Origin of the sequence: Kitasatospora sp. HUAS MG31, assembly GCF_040571325.1 — a bacterium.
GTDB classification, from domain to species: domain Bacteria; phylum Actinomycetota; class Actinomycetes; order Streptomycetales; family Streptomycetaceae; genus Kitasatospora; species Kitasatospora camelliae.
This window is the reverse complement of sequence record NZ_CP159872.1, coordinates 373,962-388,186: the sequence shown is the minus strand read 5'-3', so window position 1 is coordinate 388,186 and position 14,225 is coordinate 373,962. Positions and strand designations below refer to the sequence as shown.

At 73.8% G+C, this 14,225-nt stretch carries 11 protein-coding genes and 1 pseudogene; 6 read left to right on the top strand and 6 right to left on the bottom strand.

Going from position 1 to position 14,225, the window contains the following annotated elements; translation table 11 throughout:
• Positions 1-539: 539 nt before the first annotated feature.
• The 5 genes and pseudogenes from ABWK59_RS01835 (at position 540) to ABWK59_RS01815 (ending at position 4,775) form a co-directional block, all read left to right on the top strand.
• Positions 540-1,085 carry a hypothetical protein gene (locus tag ABWK59_RS01835; protein WP_354645201.1) on the top strand — a complete coding sequence of 182 codons (546 nt, stop codon included), beginning with the start codon at positions 540-542 and terminating at the stop codon, positions 1,083-1,085.
• Positions 1,018-1,523: pseudogene (locus ABWK59_RS01830) on the top strand (LLM class flavin-dependent oxidoreductase); the annotation flags it as partial. The gene ABWK59_RS01835 and the pseudogene ABWK59_RS01830, both read left to right, overlap by 68 nt.
• A gap of 286 nt (positions 1,524-1,809) precedes the next feature.
• Positions 1,810-2,907 (top strand): ABC transporter substrate-binding protein, encoded by a 1,098-nt coding sequence (locus ABWK59_RS01825; RefSeq protein ID WP_354637462.1) that lies wholly within the window; start codon positions 1,810-1,812, stop codon positions 2,905-2,907.
• The gene (locus ABWK59_RS01820) at positions 2,908-3,972 is read left to right on the top strand and encodes a FecCD family ABC transporter permease (protein ID WP_354637461.1); all 1,065 of its coding nucleotides are present in this window, start codon (positions 2,908-2,910) and stop codon (positions 3,970-3,972) included.
• Entirely contained in the window at positions 3,969-4,775 is an 807-nt protein-coding gene (locus ABWK59_RS01815) for an ABC transporter ATP-binding protein (RefSeq protein ID WP_354637460.1), read from the top strand. The genes ABWK59_RS01820 and ABWK59_RS01815 overlap by 4 nt, the downstream gene beginning before the upstream one ends.
• A gap of 103 nt (positions 4,776-4,878) precedes the next feature.
• On the opposite strand, the gene ABWK59_RS01810 is transcribed toward ABWK59_RS01815, so the two are convergent.
• The 4 genes from ABWK59_RS01810 to ABWK59_RS01795 all read right to left on the bottom strand — a co-directional run bounded on the left by ABWK59_RS01810 (position 4,879) and on the right by ABWK59_RS01795 (position 10,481).
• Entirely contained in the window at positions 4,879-5,823 is a 945-nt protein-coding gene (locus ABWK59_RS01810; RefSeq protein ID WP_354637459.1) for an isocyanide synthase family protein, read from the bottom strand.
• A 98-nt stretch (positions 5,824-5,921) separates the two neighbouring features.
• Positions 5,922-7,217, bottom strand: coding sequence for a cytochrome P450 family protein (locus tag ABWK59_RS01805; RefSeq protein WP_354637458.1), 1,296 nt, complete (start codon positions 7,215-7,217; stop codon positions 5,922-5,924).
• Between the two features lie 31 nt (positions 7,218-7,248).
• Positions 7,249-9,081, bottom strand: a complete 1,833-nt coding sequence (gene asnB, locus ABWK59_RS01800) for an asparagine synthase (glutamine-hydrolyzing) (RefSeq protein WP_354637457.1) — start codon at positions 9,079-9,081, stop codon at positions 7,249-7,251.
• A 38-nt stretch (positions 9,082-9,119) separates the two neighbouring features.
• Positions 9,120-10,481: an MFS transporter gene (locus ABWK59_RS01795; protein ID WP_354637456.1), complete on the bottom strand. Its 1,362-nt coding sequence runs from the start codon at positions 10,479-10,481 to the stop codon at positions 9,120-9,122.
• Positions 10,482-10,829: 348 nt separating this feature from the next.
• On the opposite strand from ABWK59_RS01795, the gene ABWK59_RS01790 reads away from it, so the two are divergent.
• Positions 10,830-11,684: an S-methyl-5'-thioadenosine phosphorylase gene (locus ABWK59_RS01790; protein ID WP_354637455.1), complete on the top strand. Its 855-nt coding sequence runs from the start codon at positions 10,830-10,832 to the stop codon at positions 11,682-11,684.
• Here ABWK59_RS01790 and ABWK59_RS01785 read toward each other — a convergent pair.
• Positions 11,650-12,084 carry a hypothetical protein gene (locus ABWK59_RS01785; RefSeq protein ID WP_354637454.1) on the bottom strand — a complete coding sequence of 145 codons (435 nt, stop codon included), beginning with the start codon at positions 12,082-12,084 and terminating at the stop codon, positions 11,650-11,652. The genes ABWK59_RS01790 and ABWK59_RS01785 overlap by 35 nt on opposite strands.
• Positions 12,084-13,259, bottom strand: coding sequence for a molybdopterin-dependent oxidoreductase (locus tag ABWK59_RS01780; protein ID WP_420492721.1), 1,176 nt, complete (start codon positions 13,257-13,259; stop codon positions 12,084-12,086). The genes ABWK59_RS01785 and ABWK59_RS01780 overlap by 1 nt, the downstream gene beginning before the upstream one ends.
• Positions 13,260-14,225 lie beyond the last annotated feature (966 nt).

The window sequence follows — 14,225 nt, the reverse complement described above, 5'->3', positions numbered from 1 at the left end:
ACTGCGGCCTCGCCGGGCCTCGGACCCGCCCGTTCGCCGACGGACACCACCGTCGTCGCCGACGGCGCCCACCGCGGCACCGGTCCGGTCGTCCTGCACCGCCGACCCGCCGACCCGCCGACCATCCGTGCCGAGGGGGCAGGTCGGTCACGGTCACGGATGGGCGGGTGTTCAGGCGGATGGCCGGTGCCCTTCGCGTTCGGCTGCTCGGTCCGGTGCCGGAATCGGGATCCCGGCCAGACTTCGCAGGATCGTACGGGCGGCGGCGTCGTTCTGGCGGAACGCCGGTGCGTTGTGCGGGGCCTGGCGAAGGCCGCGTAGGCACGGGCGTTGGTGTGCGGACCGAGGGCGAGGCGGCGGGGATGCGGGGCACCGCCCAGCGTGGGGTCGAGGATCCGGCCGTCGGAGGGGGAGACGGCGACCAAGCCCGAACGGTGTGTCCCCGTCCCGTCGGTCACCACGTCCTCGGCGATCTCACCCGACCGGTGGAGACCGCGCAGCACGGGGTCGTCGGAGCGGCCGACCGTGTGCCTGGGCAGGTGGCTGTCGACCAGGGCGGTGGCTTCCACCACGTGGCCGGGCACGGTCGGGTTCGAGGCTCGGAAGGCGCCGGTCGCCTCGTCGGCCCTCACGTGGAGGTCGGCGCCGAGGAAGTGCACCACTCCCGCCTCGGACAGCGCGAGCAACTGGTGGAGACGGAAGGCGGGCGGCCCGGAGGCGAGGAAGTCGAAGAACCCCGACCACCAGCCGTCCAGGTCCTCGCCGATCGAGCGGGCGGCGAGCCGGCCGGAGGCGGCCACCCGGGGCAGTTGGCCGAACAGCGAGAGCAGTGCCAGGAAGGCGCCCAGATCGGCGCCGTGTGCGGGGTCGGCACGCCGTTCCACGTCGCGGGCGATGTGGTCGCGCAGGTGCTTCTGGAACTGCTCCGCCGAGTCGAAGGTGACGCCCGCAAGCGGTCGGTCCAGGGCCTCGAAGTCCAGTCGGTCGCCCGGGTCGGGAACGGCGGCGGCGATCGTCTCGCCCGGCCTGGCAGGCCGCATGTGGTACGGCGGCGGGAGCCTGCGCTCGGCGCGGTGGGCGGGTGAGCAGGGACTGAGCCTGCTGACCAGCAACGTGGTGCGGGTGGAGGAGTCGGAGGACTTCGCCGAGATCCAGCGCTCGCAGATCGCCGCCTTCCGTGCCCGCCACCCCGAGGGCGGGCGTGCCCGAGCCTCCCAGGATTGGTCGTCATCCCCACCGACGGTGCGTCGGCGCAGCAGCGTGCCAAGTACCGGGAGTACGTGCGGAACCGGACGCCGCGCACCGCTGCTCCGCAGGGACCCGCGCGGACGGTGTTCGCGCCGGACCTGATCGGGACGTCCGCCGAGATCGCCGAACGGCTCTACGCCCACGCCGCGTTCCGGGAGGTGGACGAGGTCGTCTTCGCGCTGCCGTTCACCTTCGACCACGAGGACTACGTGCGGATCCTCACCGACATCGCCACCGGCCTCGCTCCCGCGCTCGGATGGCAGCCGGCGCACTGAGACGCCGCCTCCACGGTGAGGAGCCCCGGCAACGGACCGCCCGTCGGGCGCGGGTGCGCTGACGGTGCGTGGCGGGCTCTCCCAGGGGATGCTGCCGGAATGGCTTCTCGGGCGGACATCGGGGCTGATGACGGCGCCCCGTCATGCACGAGGGACCTGAGAGCGCGGGTCAGGGGCCGGCAAAGAGAATTCCGGGGATCCGCGGGAACTCCACCCGTGATCCGGACGACTACTGGCCGAGCCCGCAGTGGCGGGCCCGTACACCCGGATTTCCCAGGAGAGTTCCATGCGTTCTCGCGTGTTGTGCGGCGTGGCTGCCGCGGTCGCCCTGCTCGCCACCGGCTGTGGCAGCGACGGCGGCGCCACATCCGGCGCCACATCCGGCGACGCGAGCCCGGCCGCGCCGACCGCCCCGGCCGCGGCTGCCGCGTTCCCCGTCAAGGTCACGGACTGCGCCGGCAAGGAGACGGTCTTCGACGCGGCCCCGAAGAAGATCGTCACCAGCAACGCGTCCAGCCTGGAGATGCTGCTGCAGCTGGGCGTCGGTGACAGGGTGATCGGCACCGGCTTCCCGCCCGGCAAGGGCAGCCTTCCGGCCGCCGTCGCCGACCAGGGCGCCAAGGTGCCGGTCCTCGGGGACATGGTGATCCCCAAGGAGAAGCTCCTCGGCTCCGGCGCCGACCTGTACGTCGAGACCTTCGCCGACATGGGCGGCATGGGCGGCGGCATGGGAAGCACCCCGACCGACCAGGAGTACCGGGCCGCCGGGATCAAGCGCGTCTTCCTGCACTCCACCGCCTGCGCGGCGATGGCCCAGGGTCCCCAGCAGGACCTCTCCGGGGTCGAGGCCGACATCATGCGCCTCGGCCAGGTCACCGGCACCTCCGCCAAGGCCGACGAGCTCGTGGCCGGCATGGAGAAGACGGCCGGCGCCGTCAAGACGGCCGTCGCGGGCATCGCCGCCGACAAGCGGCCCGGTTACTTCTTCTTCGACTTCGACGCCGGCACCAAGCAGCCGATCGCCGTCTGCGGGAAGCAGGTCGCCAACGCCGTGATCACCCTGGCCGGCGCCCGCAACGTGTTCGCCGACTGCGACGGCGACTTCAAGCCCGTCTCCTGGGAGGAGGTCGTCGGAAGGAACCCCGACTGGATCCAGCTCGGCGTGCGCAACAAGGGCAGCGAGGCCGAGAACACGAAGGCCTTCGACGAGGCCGAGAAGTTCCTGCGCGAGTTCCCCGCCACCAAGGGCCTCAAGGCCGTCCAGGAAGGCCACTTCCTGCGGATCGGCTCCGAGGTGACCACCATCGCCGGCACCCGGAACGCCGACACCGTGCAGCAGATCGCCCGCACCGTCCACCCGGACCTGGTCAAGGACGGGCAGTAGATGACGGCCGCACCCCCCGCGGCCGTCGACCGCCTGCCCGTGCGCACCGTACGGGCCGGCGCCGTCGCGACGGCACTCGGCGCCGCCCTCGTCGCCGCCCTGACCCTGGCCGTCTCACTCGGCGCCGTGGACATCCCCGTCGGCGAGGTCTGGACCGTCGTCGGCCGCCGGCTCACCGGCGCCGCACCCGAGCCCGGAACCCGCGACCTGATCGTCTGGCAGCTGCGTGCCCCCCGCGCCCTGCTGGCGGCCGTCGTCGGCGCGGGCCTCGGCCTGGTCGGCACCGCCGTCCAGGCCATGGTGCGCAACCCGCTCGCCGACCCGTACCTGCTCGGCATCTCCTCCGGTGCGTCCCTCGGCGCCGTCGCCGTGATCGTCCTCGGGGTCGGCATCGGCACCGGCCTGGGCTTCGGCGTCTCCGCCGCCGCCTTCGCCGGAGCCCTCGCCTCCTTCGCCCTGGTCTGGGCCATGGCCCGCCGAGGCGGCGGCTTCTCCCCGCTGCGACTCGTCCTCGCCGGGGTCGGCATCGGACAGTTCCTCTCCGGCTTCACCAGCTTCCTCGTCCTGCAGGCCGGCGACGAGCAGCAGACCCGCGGCGTCCTGTTCTGGCTGATGGGCAGCCTCGACGGCGCCACCTGGAGCCAGCTCGCCCTTCCGTCGGCCGCGGTCGGCCTCGCCCTGCTCGCGCTCCAGGCCCGGGCCCGCTCCCTCAACGCCCTGCTGATGGGCGACGAGACCGCCGCCGGACTCGGCGTCGACGTCACCCGCCTGCGCCGCGAACTGTTCGCCGTCACCAGCCTGCTCACCGGCGTGCTCGTCGCCGTCTCCGGCGCGATCGGCTTCGTCGGCCTGCTCGTCCCGCACGTCTGCCGCCTGCTGGTCGGCGGCGACCACCGCCGCCTGCTCCCCGTCTCCGCCCTCGCCGGCGCCGTCCTCCTGGTCGTCGTCGACACCGTCGCCCGCACCGCTCTCGACACCCAGGAGCTCCCGATCGGCGTCGTCACCGCACTGCTCGGCGCCCCCGTCCTGCTCTACCTGCTCGACCGACGACTGGAACGCGGATGAGAATCACCATCGACGACGTCACCGTCACCCTCTCCGGCCGCGACATCCTCTCCGGCATCCACCTGATCGCCGCCGAGGGCGAGATCGCCGGACTCGTCGGCCCCAACGGCAGCGGAAAATCCACCCTGCTCCGCACGGTCTACCGGCACCTGAAGCCCCGGGCGGGCCGGGTGATGCTGGCTGATCGGGACGTACGCGCCATGACCGCTCCCGAGGCGGCCCGCCACATCGCGGCGCTCCCCCAGGAACGCGGCAGCGACTTCGAGTTCACCGTCCGGGAGGTGGTGGCGATGGGCCGCTCCCCGTACAAACGGGCCTTCGCCGGGGACGACGACCTCGACCGGGAGGCGGTCGCCGCGGCTCTCCGGCAGGTGGGTCTCCCGGAGTACGGACACCGCGGCTTCGCCGCGCTGTCCGGCGGCGAGCGCCAGCGGGTCCTGCTCGCCAGGGCGTTCGCCCAACAACCGGACGTCCTCGTGCTGGACGAGCCCACCAACCACCTCGACGTGCAGCACCAGGTCGAACTCCTCGCCCTGCTGAGGGAACAGCGCCGCACCACCCTGATCTCGCTGCACGACCTCAACGCCGCCGCCTCGCTCTGCGACCGCCTGCACGTCCTGCACCAGGGCGCGGTGGTCGCTTCCGGCACACCCCGCGAGGTGCTCACCCCCGAACTCCTGGCGACGGTGTTCGGGGTCCGCGCGGCGGTGGTGGAGCACCCGCTCACCGGCGACCCGCTGATCGCCTTCGACCATCACACCCCCGCCTCGCTGATGGGCCGGGCGGCGGCGGGGTCGGCCTGACGCCTGGGTGGAGGCAAGCGGTGCCCCCCGCGGACCGCGCGGCGATGAGCCAGGCCAGGCGGCCCGGCGCCCGCTCGTGCCGGGCACCGGACCTCCGGTCGGTCTAAGCGGTCTCGAAGTGGCTCGGTCGGCCGTCGCGCAGGACGACGCGGCCGAGCCGCTCGGCGTCGCTGCGCCGCATCAACTCCCAGCCGCCGTCGCGCCGGTGCAGGACGGCGGAGTGCCAGGGGGTGGTCCAGGCGTCCTCGGCGTCGAGCAGCCGGATGCCGAACTTGGCGGTGCCGCGCCGCTGGGGGTGGATGGACAGGCGGACGGTCCGGGGGTGGTGCTCGGCGATCAGGTCGCCCCACGCCCGGCTGCGCTGGATGACGCCGTAGGCCCGCTGTCTGCACTCGCGCTGGAGAGCCGATCTGGTGCCGGTGAAGTCCGCGGTGTCCTCGATGAGGAAGCGGGTGATGCCCCGGTAGAGCGCGAGGGTGCCGTCGTCGGCCTTCACCTCGGCCCGCAGCTCCTCGACGGTGGGGGCGTACCTCGCGTGGACACGGGCGCGCTTCTCGTCGTGGGGGAGGTCGCCGAGGACATCGCGCAGGTCGAACACCGAGAGGTGGTGCAGGTGTTCGCGGCGGATCACGGCGGCCAGCTCGTCGGAGTACGCGTCGATGTGAGCGTCGGGGACGCGGATCAGGTCCCCGAAGATGTGCCCGTCGGAGCAGATCTCCATCCGCGCACCGGGCGGGTACACGCCGCGGACGGCTTCGCACAGGTCGTTGAGGAAGGTGAGGGAGAGGCGCTCCCCTTCGTCCGGGAGGTGGCCGAGGACCTTGGCGGGACTCGGGGACTTGCAGGGGAATCCGGGGAGGGTGAAGACGATCGGGTCGCCTGCCTCGACGAAATCGGCGATCTGGCACAGTTGTTCGGGGAAGGCGTCGACGGGAGCCGGGGTGTCGGGGTCGGCGGCGCGGCGGTGGGGCAGGAGCAGTTCCAGGACGGCGGCGCAGGTCTGCTCGACGGCCGGCGTGTTCGGCGTGACGGTGCCGGTGGGCGGCATGCTTCTCCTCCGCAGGGGCTTGGCGGAATGGCGCCCCGGCGGTGGCGGTGCCGGGGCGCCCGGGCGGACGGGCTCAGGGGTTCAGAGGCGCTGCTGGATCAGCTGCGCCTGTCGTAGGCGACGGGCAGGCTGTTGACCCCGCGGGCGAGGACCGCGGGGATCCACGCCAGTTCGTCGAGGTCGCCCGCCGGCCGCAGGCCGGGCAGACGCCGCAGCAGGGTGGCGAGGGCGGTCTGGAGTTCGGCGCGGGCGAGGGCGGCGCCGGGGCAGAAGTGGATGCCGTGACCGAAGGCGAGGTGGGAGTTGGGGCTGCGCTCCAGGTCGAGGGTGTCGGAGTCGGGGAACTGCCGCCCGTCGCGGTTGGCGGCGCACAGCGAGACGATCACGGAGTCGCCGGCCGGGATGCGGGTGCCGTGCAGGTCGCTGTCCTCGGCGAAGAACCGCCAGGTGGTCAGCTCGAACGCGCTGTCGTAGCGCAGGAGTTCCTCGATCGCTCGGGGCAGCAGCCCGGGAGTGTCGCGCAGCCGGGCGAGCTGGTCGGGGTGGCGTAGCAGGGTGATCAGCATGGTGCTGATCTGGTTGGTGACGGGCTCCTGGCCGGCGACCAGGAGCTGGAAGATCATCGAGTCGAGTTCCTCCTGGCTGAGCTCCCCACGGTCCCTGGCGGCGACCAGGCGGGAGAGGAGGTCGTCCTCCCCGTGCTCGCGCTTGTGGGCGACGACGTCGGCGATGTACGTCTGCAGGGAGCGCAGCCGGCCTTCGTAGGCGGGGCGGCCGGGGTCGTGCGGGCCGACGGGCTGGACGACCTTGCCCCAGTCGCGGTCGAAGCGGGCCGCGAGTTCCGCGGGCAGGCCGATGACCTCGGCGAGGACCTGGAAGGGGTAGTGCGCGGCGAAGCCCTGGACGAGGTCGGCACCGCCCTCGTGCGGCAGGGCGTCCACGAGCGCGTCGGCGAGCTGCTGGAAGCGCGGGCGCAGGGCCTCGATGCGGCGCGGTGCGAAGGCGTCCAGGACGAGTCGCCGCATGTCGGTGTGCTTGGGCGGGTCCTGGTGCAGCAGGTGCACCTGGAGCTGCGAGTGCTGGGGCTCGGGCATGATCGAGGCCAGCGCCCGCCAGTTGTCGTTGCCCAGCGCGTGGTTCTTGCCGAGCCGGGGGTCGTTCAGGGCCTGGTGGGCGGCCTCGTAGCCGGTGACGAGCCAGGCGGCGATCCCGGAGGGGAAGCGCACCCGGTGGACGGGCCCGGCGTCGCGCATCTGCCGGTAGAGGTCGTAGGGGTCGCTCTTGTAAGCGGTCCCGTGGAGCGGTATCGGCTCGTCGGCGGTGGCGGTGGCGGTGGCGCCGGTGACGGGGCAGCGGGCCGCGGCGGGGGCATGGTTCTGGTCGGGGACGGTCATACGGGTTCCTTCGGGGCGGGGAGGCCGGATGTCAGAGGGAGAGCGCCGGACGGTGGTGGTCGAGCCACAGCGCGAGGTCCACCACCCGCTCCAGGCGCAGCCGGTGGCCCCACTGGAGCCGGTCGGCGGGGGTGTCGAGGGTGGTCTTGATGACGCCCTCGTCGGCGATGTCGCGCACATGCGGTGCGTCCAGGGCTTCGCGGGCGAGATCCTTGAGTCCGCGGTTGTAGTCGGGGTGGTGCGTGGCGGGGTAGTGGTTCTTGGGCCGCCACAGCACCGACTCGGGGACGATGCCCCGGCCGGTCGCGCGCAGCAGGCTCTTCTCCCGGCCGTCGTGGCTCTTCAGTGCCCACGGGGTGTTGAAGGCGTACTCGACGAGGCGGTGGTCGCAGTAGGGGACGCGCACCTCCAGGCCCTGGGCCATGCTCAACCTGTCCTTGCGATGCAGCAGTTGGCGCAGCCAGCGGGTCAGGGACAGGTGCTGCATCTCGCGCTGGCGGTGCTCGACGGCGTCCTCTCCGTCCAGGTGGGGGACGGCGGCGAGCGCGTCGCGGTAGGTGTCGTCGCGGAACTCGCCGATGCGCAGGGTCCGGGCGAGGTCCGGGTCGAGGGGCATGGCGGCCTCGTCGCCGGTCACCAGCAGCCAGGGGAACGTCCGCGCGGCGAGGGCCTGGGGGTTGTGGAACCAGGGGTAGCCGCCGAAGACCTCGTCCGCCGCCTCGCCGGACAGGGCGACGGTGGAGTGCCGGCGGATCTCGCCGAACAGCAGGTAGAGGGAGGTGTCCATGTCGCCGACGCCGATGGGTGAGTCCCGGGCGGCGACCACGGCCCGGCGGTGCTCCGGATCCAGCAGGGCGCGCGGGTCGAGGACGACGGTGGAGTGGTCGGTGCCGATGAACGCCCCGGCCTCGGCGGCGAACGGGGTGTCGTGGCCGGTGCGCAGCACATCGCCGGTGAACTGTTCGGCCTGGTCGCTGTAGTCGACGGCGTAGGAGCGCAGGCGGGCCTGCGGGCCCTCGGTGCGCCGCAGCTCGTCGGCGATCAGGGCGGTCACGACGGTGGAGTCCAGGCCGCCGGAGAGCAGGCTGCACAGGGGGACGTCCGCCTCCAGCTGCGCTCGCGCGGCCCGGTCGACCAGGGAGCGGACGTGCTCGACGGTGGCGTTCCGGTCGTCGGTGTGCGGGCCGGCCTGAAGCCGCCAGTACGGGCTCTCGCGGATCCCGTCGCGGTCGAGGACGAGCAGGCCACCGGGCTGGACCTCGCGCACCCCCGCCCAGACGGTGGGGCCGGTGTTGAACAGCAGGCTGTAGGCCTCGCGCAGGCCGTCGGCATCCACGCGCGGGCTGATGTCCGGGTGGGCGAACAGGGCCTTGGGCTCGGAACCGAAGGCGAGGCCGCCGTCCACCGGCGCCCAATACAGCGGCTTGACGCCGAGCCGGTCGCGGACGAGCAGCAGCCGCTCGCGCCGCTCGTCCCAGATCGCGAAGGCGTACATGCCCTCCAGGTGGTCGACCAGCCGGTCGCCCCACTCCTGGTAGGCGCGCAGCACGACCTCGGTGTCGCTGCAGGTGGCGAAGTGGTGCCCTCTGCCACGCAGTTCGGTGCGCAGCCGGTGGTGGTTGTAGACCTCGCCGCTGTAGGTGAGCACCACCTGAGGGTGGCCGGGGCGGTCGGTCATGGGCTGGGCGCCGCCGACGAGGTCGATCACGGACAGCCGGCGGTGGCCGAGGGCGGCGTGGGCACCGAGCCAGACGCCGCCGGCGTCGGGGCCGCGGCGGGCCAGGGTGGCGGTCATCGCCTCGATGACGGGCGCGCCGGGGCGGACGTCCTGGTGGAAGGACACCCAGCCGGTGATTCCGCACATACGCGTGCGCTCCTTGGGATGAGGGGTGGGCGGTGGGGTCAGCGGCCTCGGGCGGGGCGCCGGCCGTGGAGGGCGAGCAGGGGAACGGCGAGGCAGGCGGCCGCGGCGGCGAGGGCGAGGCCCGCGCGGACACCACCGGGTCCGGCGCCGCCCAGGCCGCATGCGGTGGTGGCGAGGGCGGGGCCGAGGGTGAAGCCGAGGCTGCGGGCCAGCTGGACGGTGGAGCCCGCGGTGGCCATCGCGGTCGGCGGCGCCGCCGTCATCACCAGGATCTGGGTGGGGCCTCCGTACAGGCCCATGCCGGTACCGGCCAGGGCGAGGCGCCAGGCGATGTCGGGCAGGGACCAGCCGTCCCCGACGGGGGCGAGCAGCAGCAGGCCCAGCGCGGTGGCGCTCGCACCCGTGACGGCGACGGGGCGGGCCCCCAGGCGGTCGGCGAGGCGCCCGCCGAGTGGGCCGGTCAGCCCCATGGCGAGCGGGAAGCACAGGACGGTCAGCCCGGTGGCCGTGGCGCTGAACCCCTCCTCGCGCTGCAGGTGCAGCGCGAGGAGGTACTGCATGGCGGCGAACGCCGCCGCTACGGAGAGGACGGCGGTGGTGACCCCGGCCGCCCCGGAAGCACGCAGCAGGGACCGGACGGGCCGTCCGCCGGGTCGTCTCAGCCACCAGGCGGCCAGCGGCGCGGCCGGTGCGGCCAGCAGCAGCCACCAGGGGGATCCGGGGGAGAGGGTGAGGGCGAGCAGCAGGGCCGCCACCGCGCCGCCGATGAGCCCGGCGTCGGCGAGCGAGGCCCTGTCGGGCGCCCGCAGGGTGCCGCCGGGCGGCGCGTGGCGACGGGCGATGATCCAGGCGGCGAGGCAGACGGGCAGCTTGACGAGGAAGATCGCCCGCCACCCGAGGTGGTCCAGCAGGAGACCGCCGAGGGCCGGGCCCGTGACGGCGCCGAGCGGGCCGAGGGTGGCCGGCACGCTCATCGCCCGGCCGCGCAGCCCGGGTCGGACCGAACGCATCGCCAGGACCGGCATCAGGACGAACAGCACCGCCCCGAAGGTGCCCTGGGCGAGGCGGGCCGTGATCAGCCACGCCGCCCAGGGTGCGGCGGCAGCGGCGGCGCCGCACAGCGCGAAGCCGGTCACCGCGAGCAGGACCGCCGACCGGGTGCCGACCCGGTCGAGCCAGCGCCCGGCGGGCAGCAGCAGGGCCACGAGCGGCAGTTGGTAGCCGAGGACGGCCCACTGCGCGGTCCGGGCGGAGACCTGGAAGCCGTGGGCGAGGTCGGCGAGCGCGATGTTGACGATGTTCATGTCGAGCATCGCCACGAAGGACAGCATCCCCGCGACCGCGACCAGGCTCCACCGGTCCTCGGCCACCACCCGGCCCTTCTCCGCCGTGGAGGTCACGATCCCGCCCCCGCCACACGGGGTGTGAACCGCCGTGAGGCCCGTCCGAGCCGCCGCATGAGAGATCCTTCCGCTGTGCCGGGCACCGCCGGGTGACGGTGTCCGGCACAGCAGTCGGCCACGGGGCCCGAGAAGTTCCGAACAGGTGGGTGATTTTTCGGCGGGGTCGTCGAACGGGTCGTTCTCAGGTCCCGTGCCGGTGTCAGCTTCCCGACCAGCCTCCCGGTCGTTCACCTCGTGGTGGCGCCGCCGGGCGGCGTTCGGGAGACGTAAGGTCGTGAGCCCCCGATCGCGCCGGGTGCGGCTCCTACAGCGGCCGGGACGGACTCCCGAGGAGAGGTGGGCCAGATGACGGCCAGTCATGAGATGCCGCGTGCCGAGGTGGGCGTGATCGGCGGCTCAGGGTTCTACGCGCTGGTGGACGACCTGGTCGAGGTACGGGTCGAGACGCCGTACGGGCCGCCGAGCGACGCCCTGTTCGTGGGCGAGGCGGCCGGGCGCCGGGTCGCCTTCCTGCCGCGGCACGGGCGTGGGCACGGGCTGCCGCCGCACCGGATCAACTACCGGGCCAACCTGTGGGCGCTGCACTCACTCGGTGTGCGGCAGGTGCTCGGCCCGTGCGCGGTGGGCGGGCTGCGGCCGGAGTTCGGCCCCGGGACCCTGCTCGTTCCCGACCAGTTCGTCGACCGGACCTCGGGGCGGGTGCAGACCTTCTACGACGGGCTGCCGCTGCCGGACGGCACGGTGCCCGGGGTCGTCCACGTGTCGATGGCCGATCCGTACTGCCCGGCCGGGCGGCGGGCGGCCCTGGACGCGGCGGCAGGGGCCGCCTGGGAACCGGTGGACGGCGGGACGCTGGTGGTGATCGAGGGGCCGCGGTTCTCCACCCGCGCGGAGTCGCGCTGGTTCACCGGCAACGGCTGGTCGGTGGTCGGGATGACCGGCCATCCGGAGGCCGTGCTGGCCCGCGAACTCGGGCTCTGCTACACCTCGTTGGCACTGGTGACAGACCTCGACGCGGGGGTGGCGAGCGGCGAGGGCGTCACCCACGCCGAGGTGCTGGAGGTCTTCGCCCGCAACGTGGAGCGGTTGCGCACCGTGCTGTTCAAGGCGATCGAAATCCTGCCGGCCGACCGTGCGTGCCCGTGCGGGCACGCACTGGACGGCCTTACGACGGGTCTTCCCGGGGTGCCGGGCGACTGACCGGCCGAGCGCGGTGCCGCCACCGCAGGGCGAGTGCGATCAGCAGCGCGAGCGCGGCGGTGGCGGCCAGCACCAGCAACCAGTTGCGCAGGTAGGGCAGGGCCAGCACCGACGGGTTGCCGTGGTCGTCGCCGGCGCGCGGGACGGCCGGCAGCCCGACGGCGGTGACGGCCGCCGCCACGATCAGCCAGCCCCGCAGGACGGCGTCCCGGGCCAGGTACGCGCCGATCAGGCAGAGCAGCGCGACCCACAGGCCGTCGTGCAGGACCAGCCCGCCGACCGCCCAGACCAGCACGTCCACGGGATCGGTGAGGTAGGGGTCGTTCAGCAGGCCGTACAGGCCGTAGCCGGTCAGGGCGAGACCGGCGACCAGGGCGGCACCGCGGAGCCAGGTGGCCATCAGATCACCTCGATCCGGGAGACCCACTTGGTCTGCAGCAAGCCGGGCCGGTTCGGTGCGATGATCCGCGCCGGGAAGCCGTGATCGGCGTTCAGCGTCTCGCCGTTGACCCGCAGGGCGAGCAGGGTGAGCGGGTCGTCGACGTACTGCGCGGGCATCTCCATCACCCGGTACGGGCCGGCGGCCTCCAGCGAGGTGACCCGCACCGCCGAACCGGTGGGCGCACCGGACCGGGCCAGCAGATCCGCGATCCGCACCCCGGTCCAGCGGGCGCTCGCGCTCCAGCCCTCCACACAGGAGATCGGCAGGACCGCTTCGTGCTGGGGGAGTTCGGCCAGCTCGTCGAGCGTCAGGGTGTAGGGCCGCGGCCCGGCGACGCTGAGCCGCCAGTCGGCGGGGACGGTGACCGTACCGGCCTGGGCGGCGGTGCGGTTGACCGGAAGGCCCTGGGAGCCGATGTCGGGCCGGCGCGGGGCGAGCAGGTCCAGGCCGCGCAGCCACGGCACGCTCTGTCCGGCCGTCGTGAGGGTGACCGCGCCGACGGCCGCGGTGACCGAGGTCAGGAACGCGCGACGTCCGGGCACCGGCTCCTGCGGACGGAGCCAGTACGGGGTGATGAGCGGGGCCTTGACGGCGATGTGGATCAGCAGCCCGCCGGTGGCCAGCCAGCCCAGCCAGAAGTGCGTCTGCCGGAACGGGAACGGCCACGGGTACCACTGGAGGGTGTTCAGCAGGCCGGTGAACAGCTCCAGCAGCACCGCGGCCACCAGCACGGCGATGCCCAGACGCTCCAGCGCGTGGAGGACGCTGCGCGCCGGGGGCCATTCGAACAGCCGGGGGTAGACGGTCCAGAGCTTGGCCCCGGCGAGCGGGATCGCGGCGATGCCGCTGATGACGTGCAGGCCCTGGGTGACCCGGTACCCGTTCACCGGGCGGGCGGGCAGCAGGCCCGACAGCCAGCCCGGCGGGTCCTGCAGCAGATGGCTGGCGAGACCGGTCAGGAAACAGATCAGCAGCGCCGCGCCCAGCCACCGGCCGAGGACGACGGTGGTGCGCGGCTCGTGCAGCGTCGAGCGGAAGGCCCCGTCACGGAACGGGCCGCGGCGCAGACGGGCCGGGGGCGAGAGCAGCGGGAGATCGAGACGGCGTCGGCCGCCGGAGGTCTTGGATCCCACCCCCTCATCGAAGCGTCCCCGGGCCCGCGCCGGGCGGTGCGACGTGCTTACGGGATCCGAACGGCGGCCTCGCCGCTGCCCTCGGCTCGGGGGCGGCGGTGACAGGGTGGGCGGGTGATCCCCCGTTCCCTCCTGCCCTGTGTGCTCGCGCTCGCCGCCCTGGTGGCGGCACTGGCGCTGACCGTGACCGGCGGCGGCACGCTCGCCGACCGCGGCCCGTTGTACGGCTGGTACGCGCTCGACGCGGGGCTGTTCCTGCTCGCGCTGGTGCTGCTGCGGCGGGTGCCGCGCCGTCAGGTGGTGCCGCTGGTGCTCGTCGGGAGCGTGTGCGTCGCCGCTGCGGGACTGCTGGCGCCGCCACGTACGAGTGATGACGCCTACCGGTACGTGTGGGACGGCCGCGTGCAGGCCGCCGCCATCTCCCCGTACGCGTACGCCCCGGATGATCCGGCACTCGCTGAACTGCGGGACCCGGGCCTGTTCCCGGCCTCGGGGGGATGCACCGGGTGGGACGAACGGCGGACGGCATCCGGCGACTGCACCCGCATCAACCGGCCCGCCGTGCACACGATCTACCCGCCGGTCGCGCAGGCGTGGTTCCTCGCGCTGCATCCGTTCGGGGGCGGGGTGCGCGGCGTGCAGGCGGGTGGCGCACTGCTGGCGGTCGCCACCGCCGGAGTGCTGCTGGCGGTCGGCCGGGGGAGCCGGCGCGCGGCGCTGTGGGGGTGGTGCCCGGGCGTCACCGTATGGGCGGTCAACGACGCGCACGCCGACACCCTCGGGGCGCTGCTGATGACGGCGGGGCTGGGCTGCGCGGCCCGTCGGCGGGCCGCCGCCGGGGGCGTCCTGCTGGGCGCGGCGGTCGCGACCAAGCTGCTGCCGGCCCTCGCACTGCCCGGCGCCCTGTCCGGGCTGCTCTCCCGACGGCCGGCCAGGAGCGACCTCGTGCTCCTCGGCTGCGCCGCC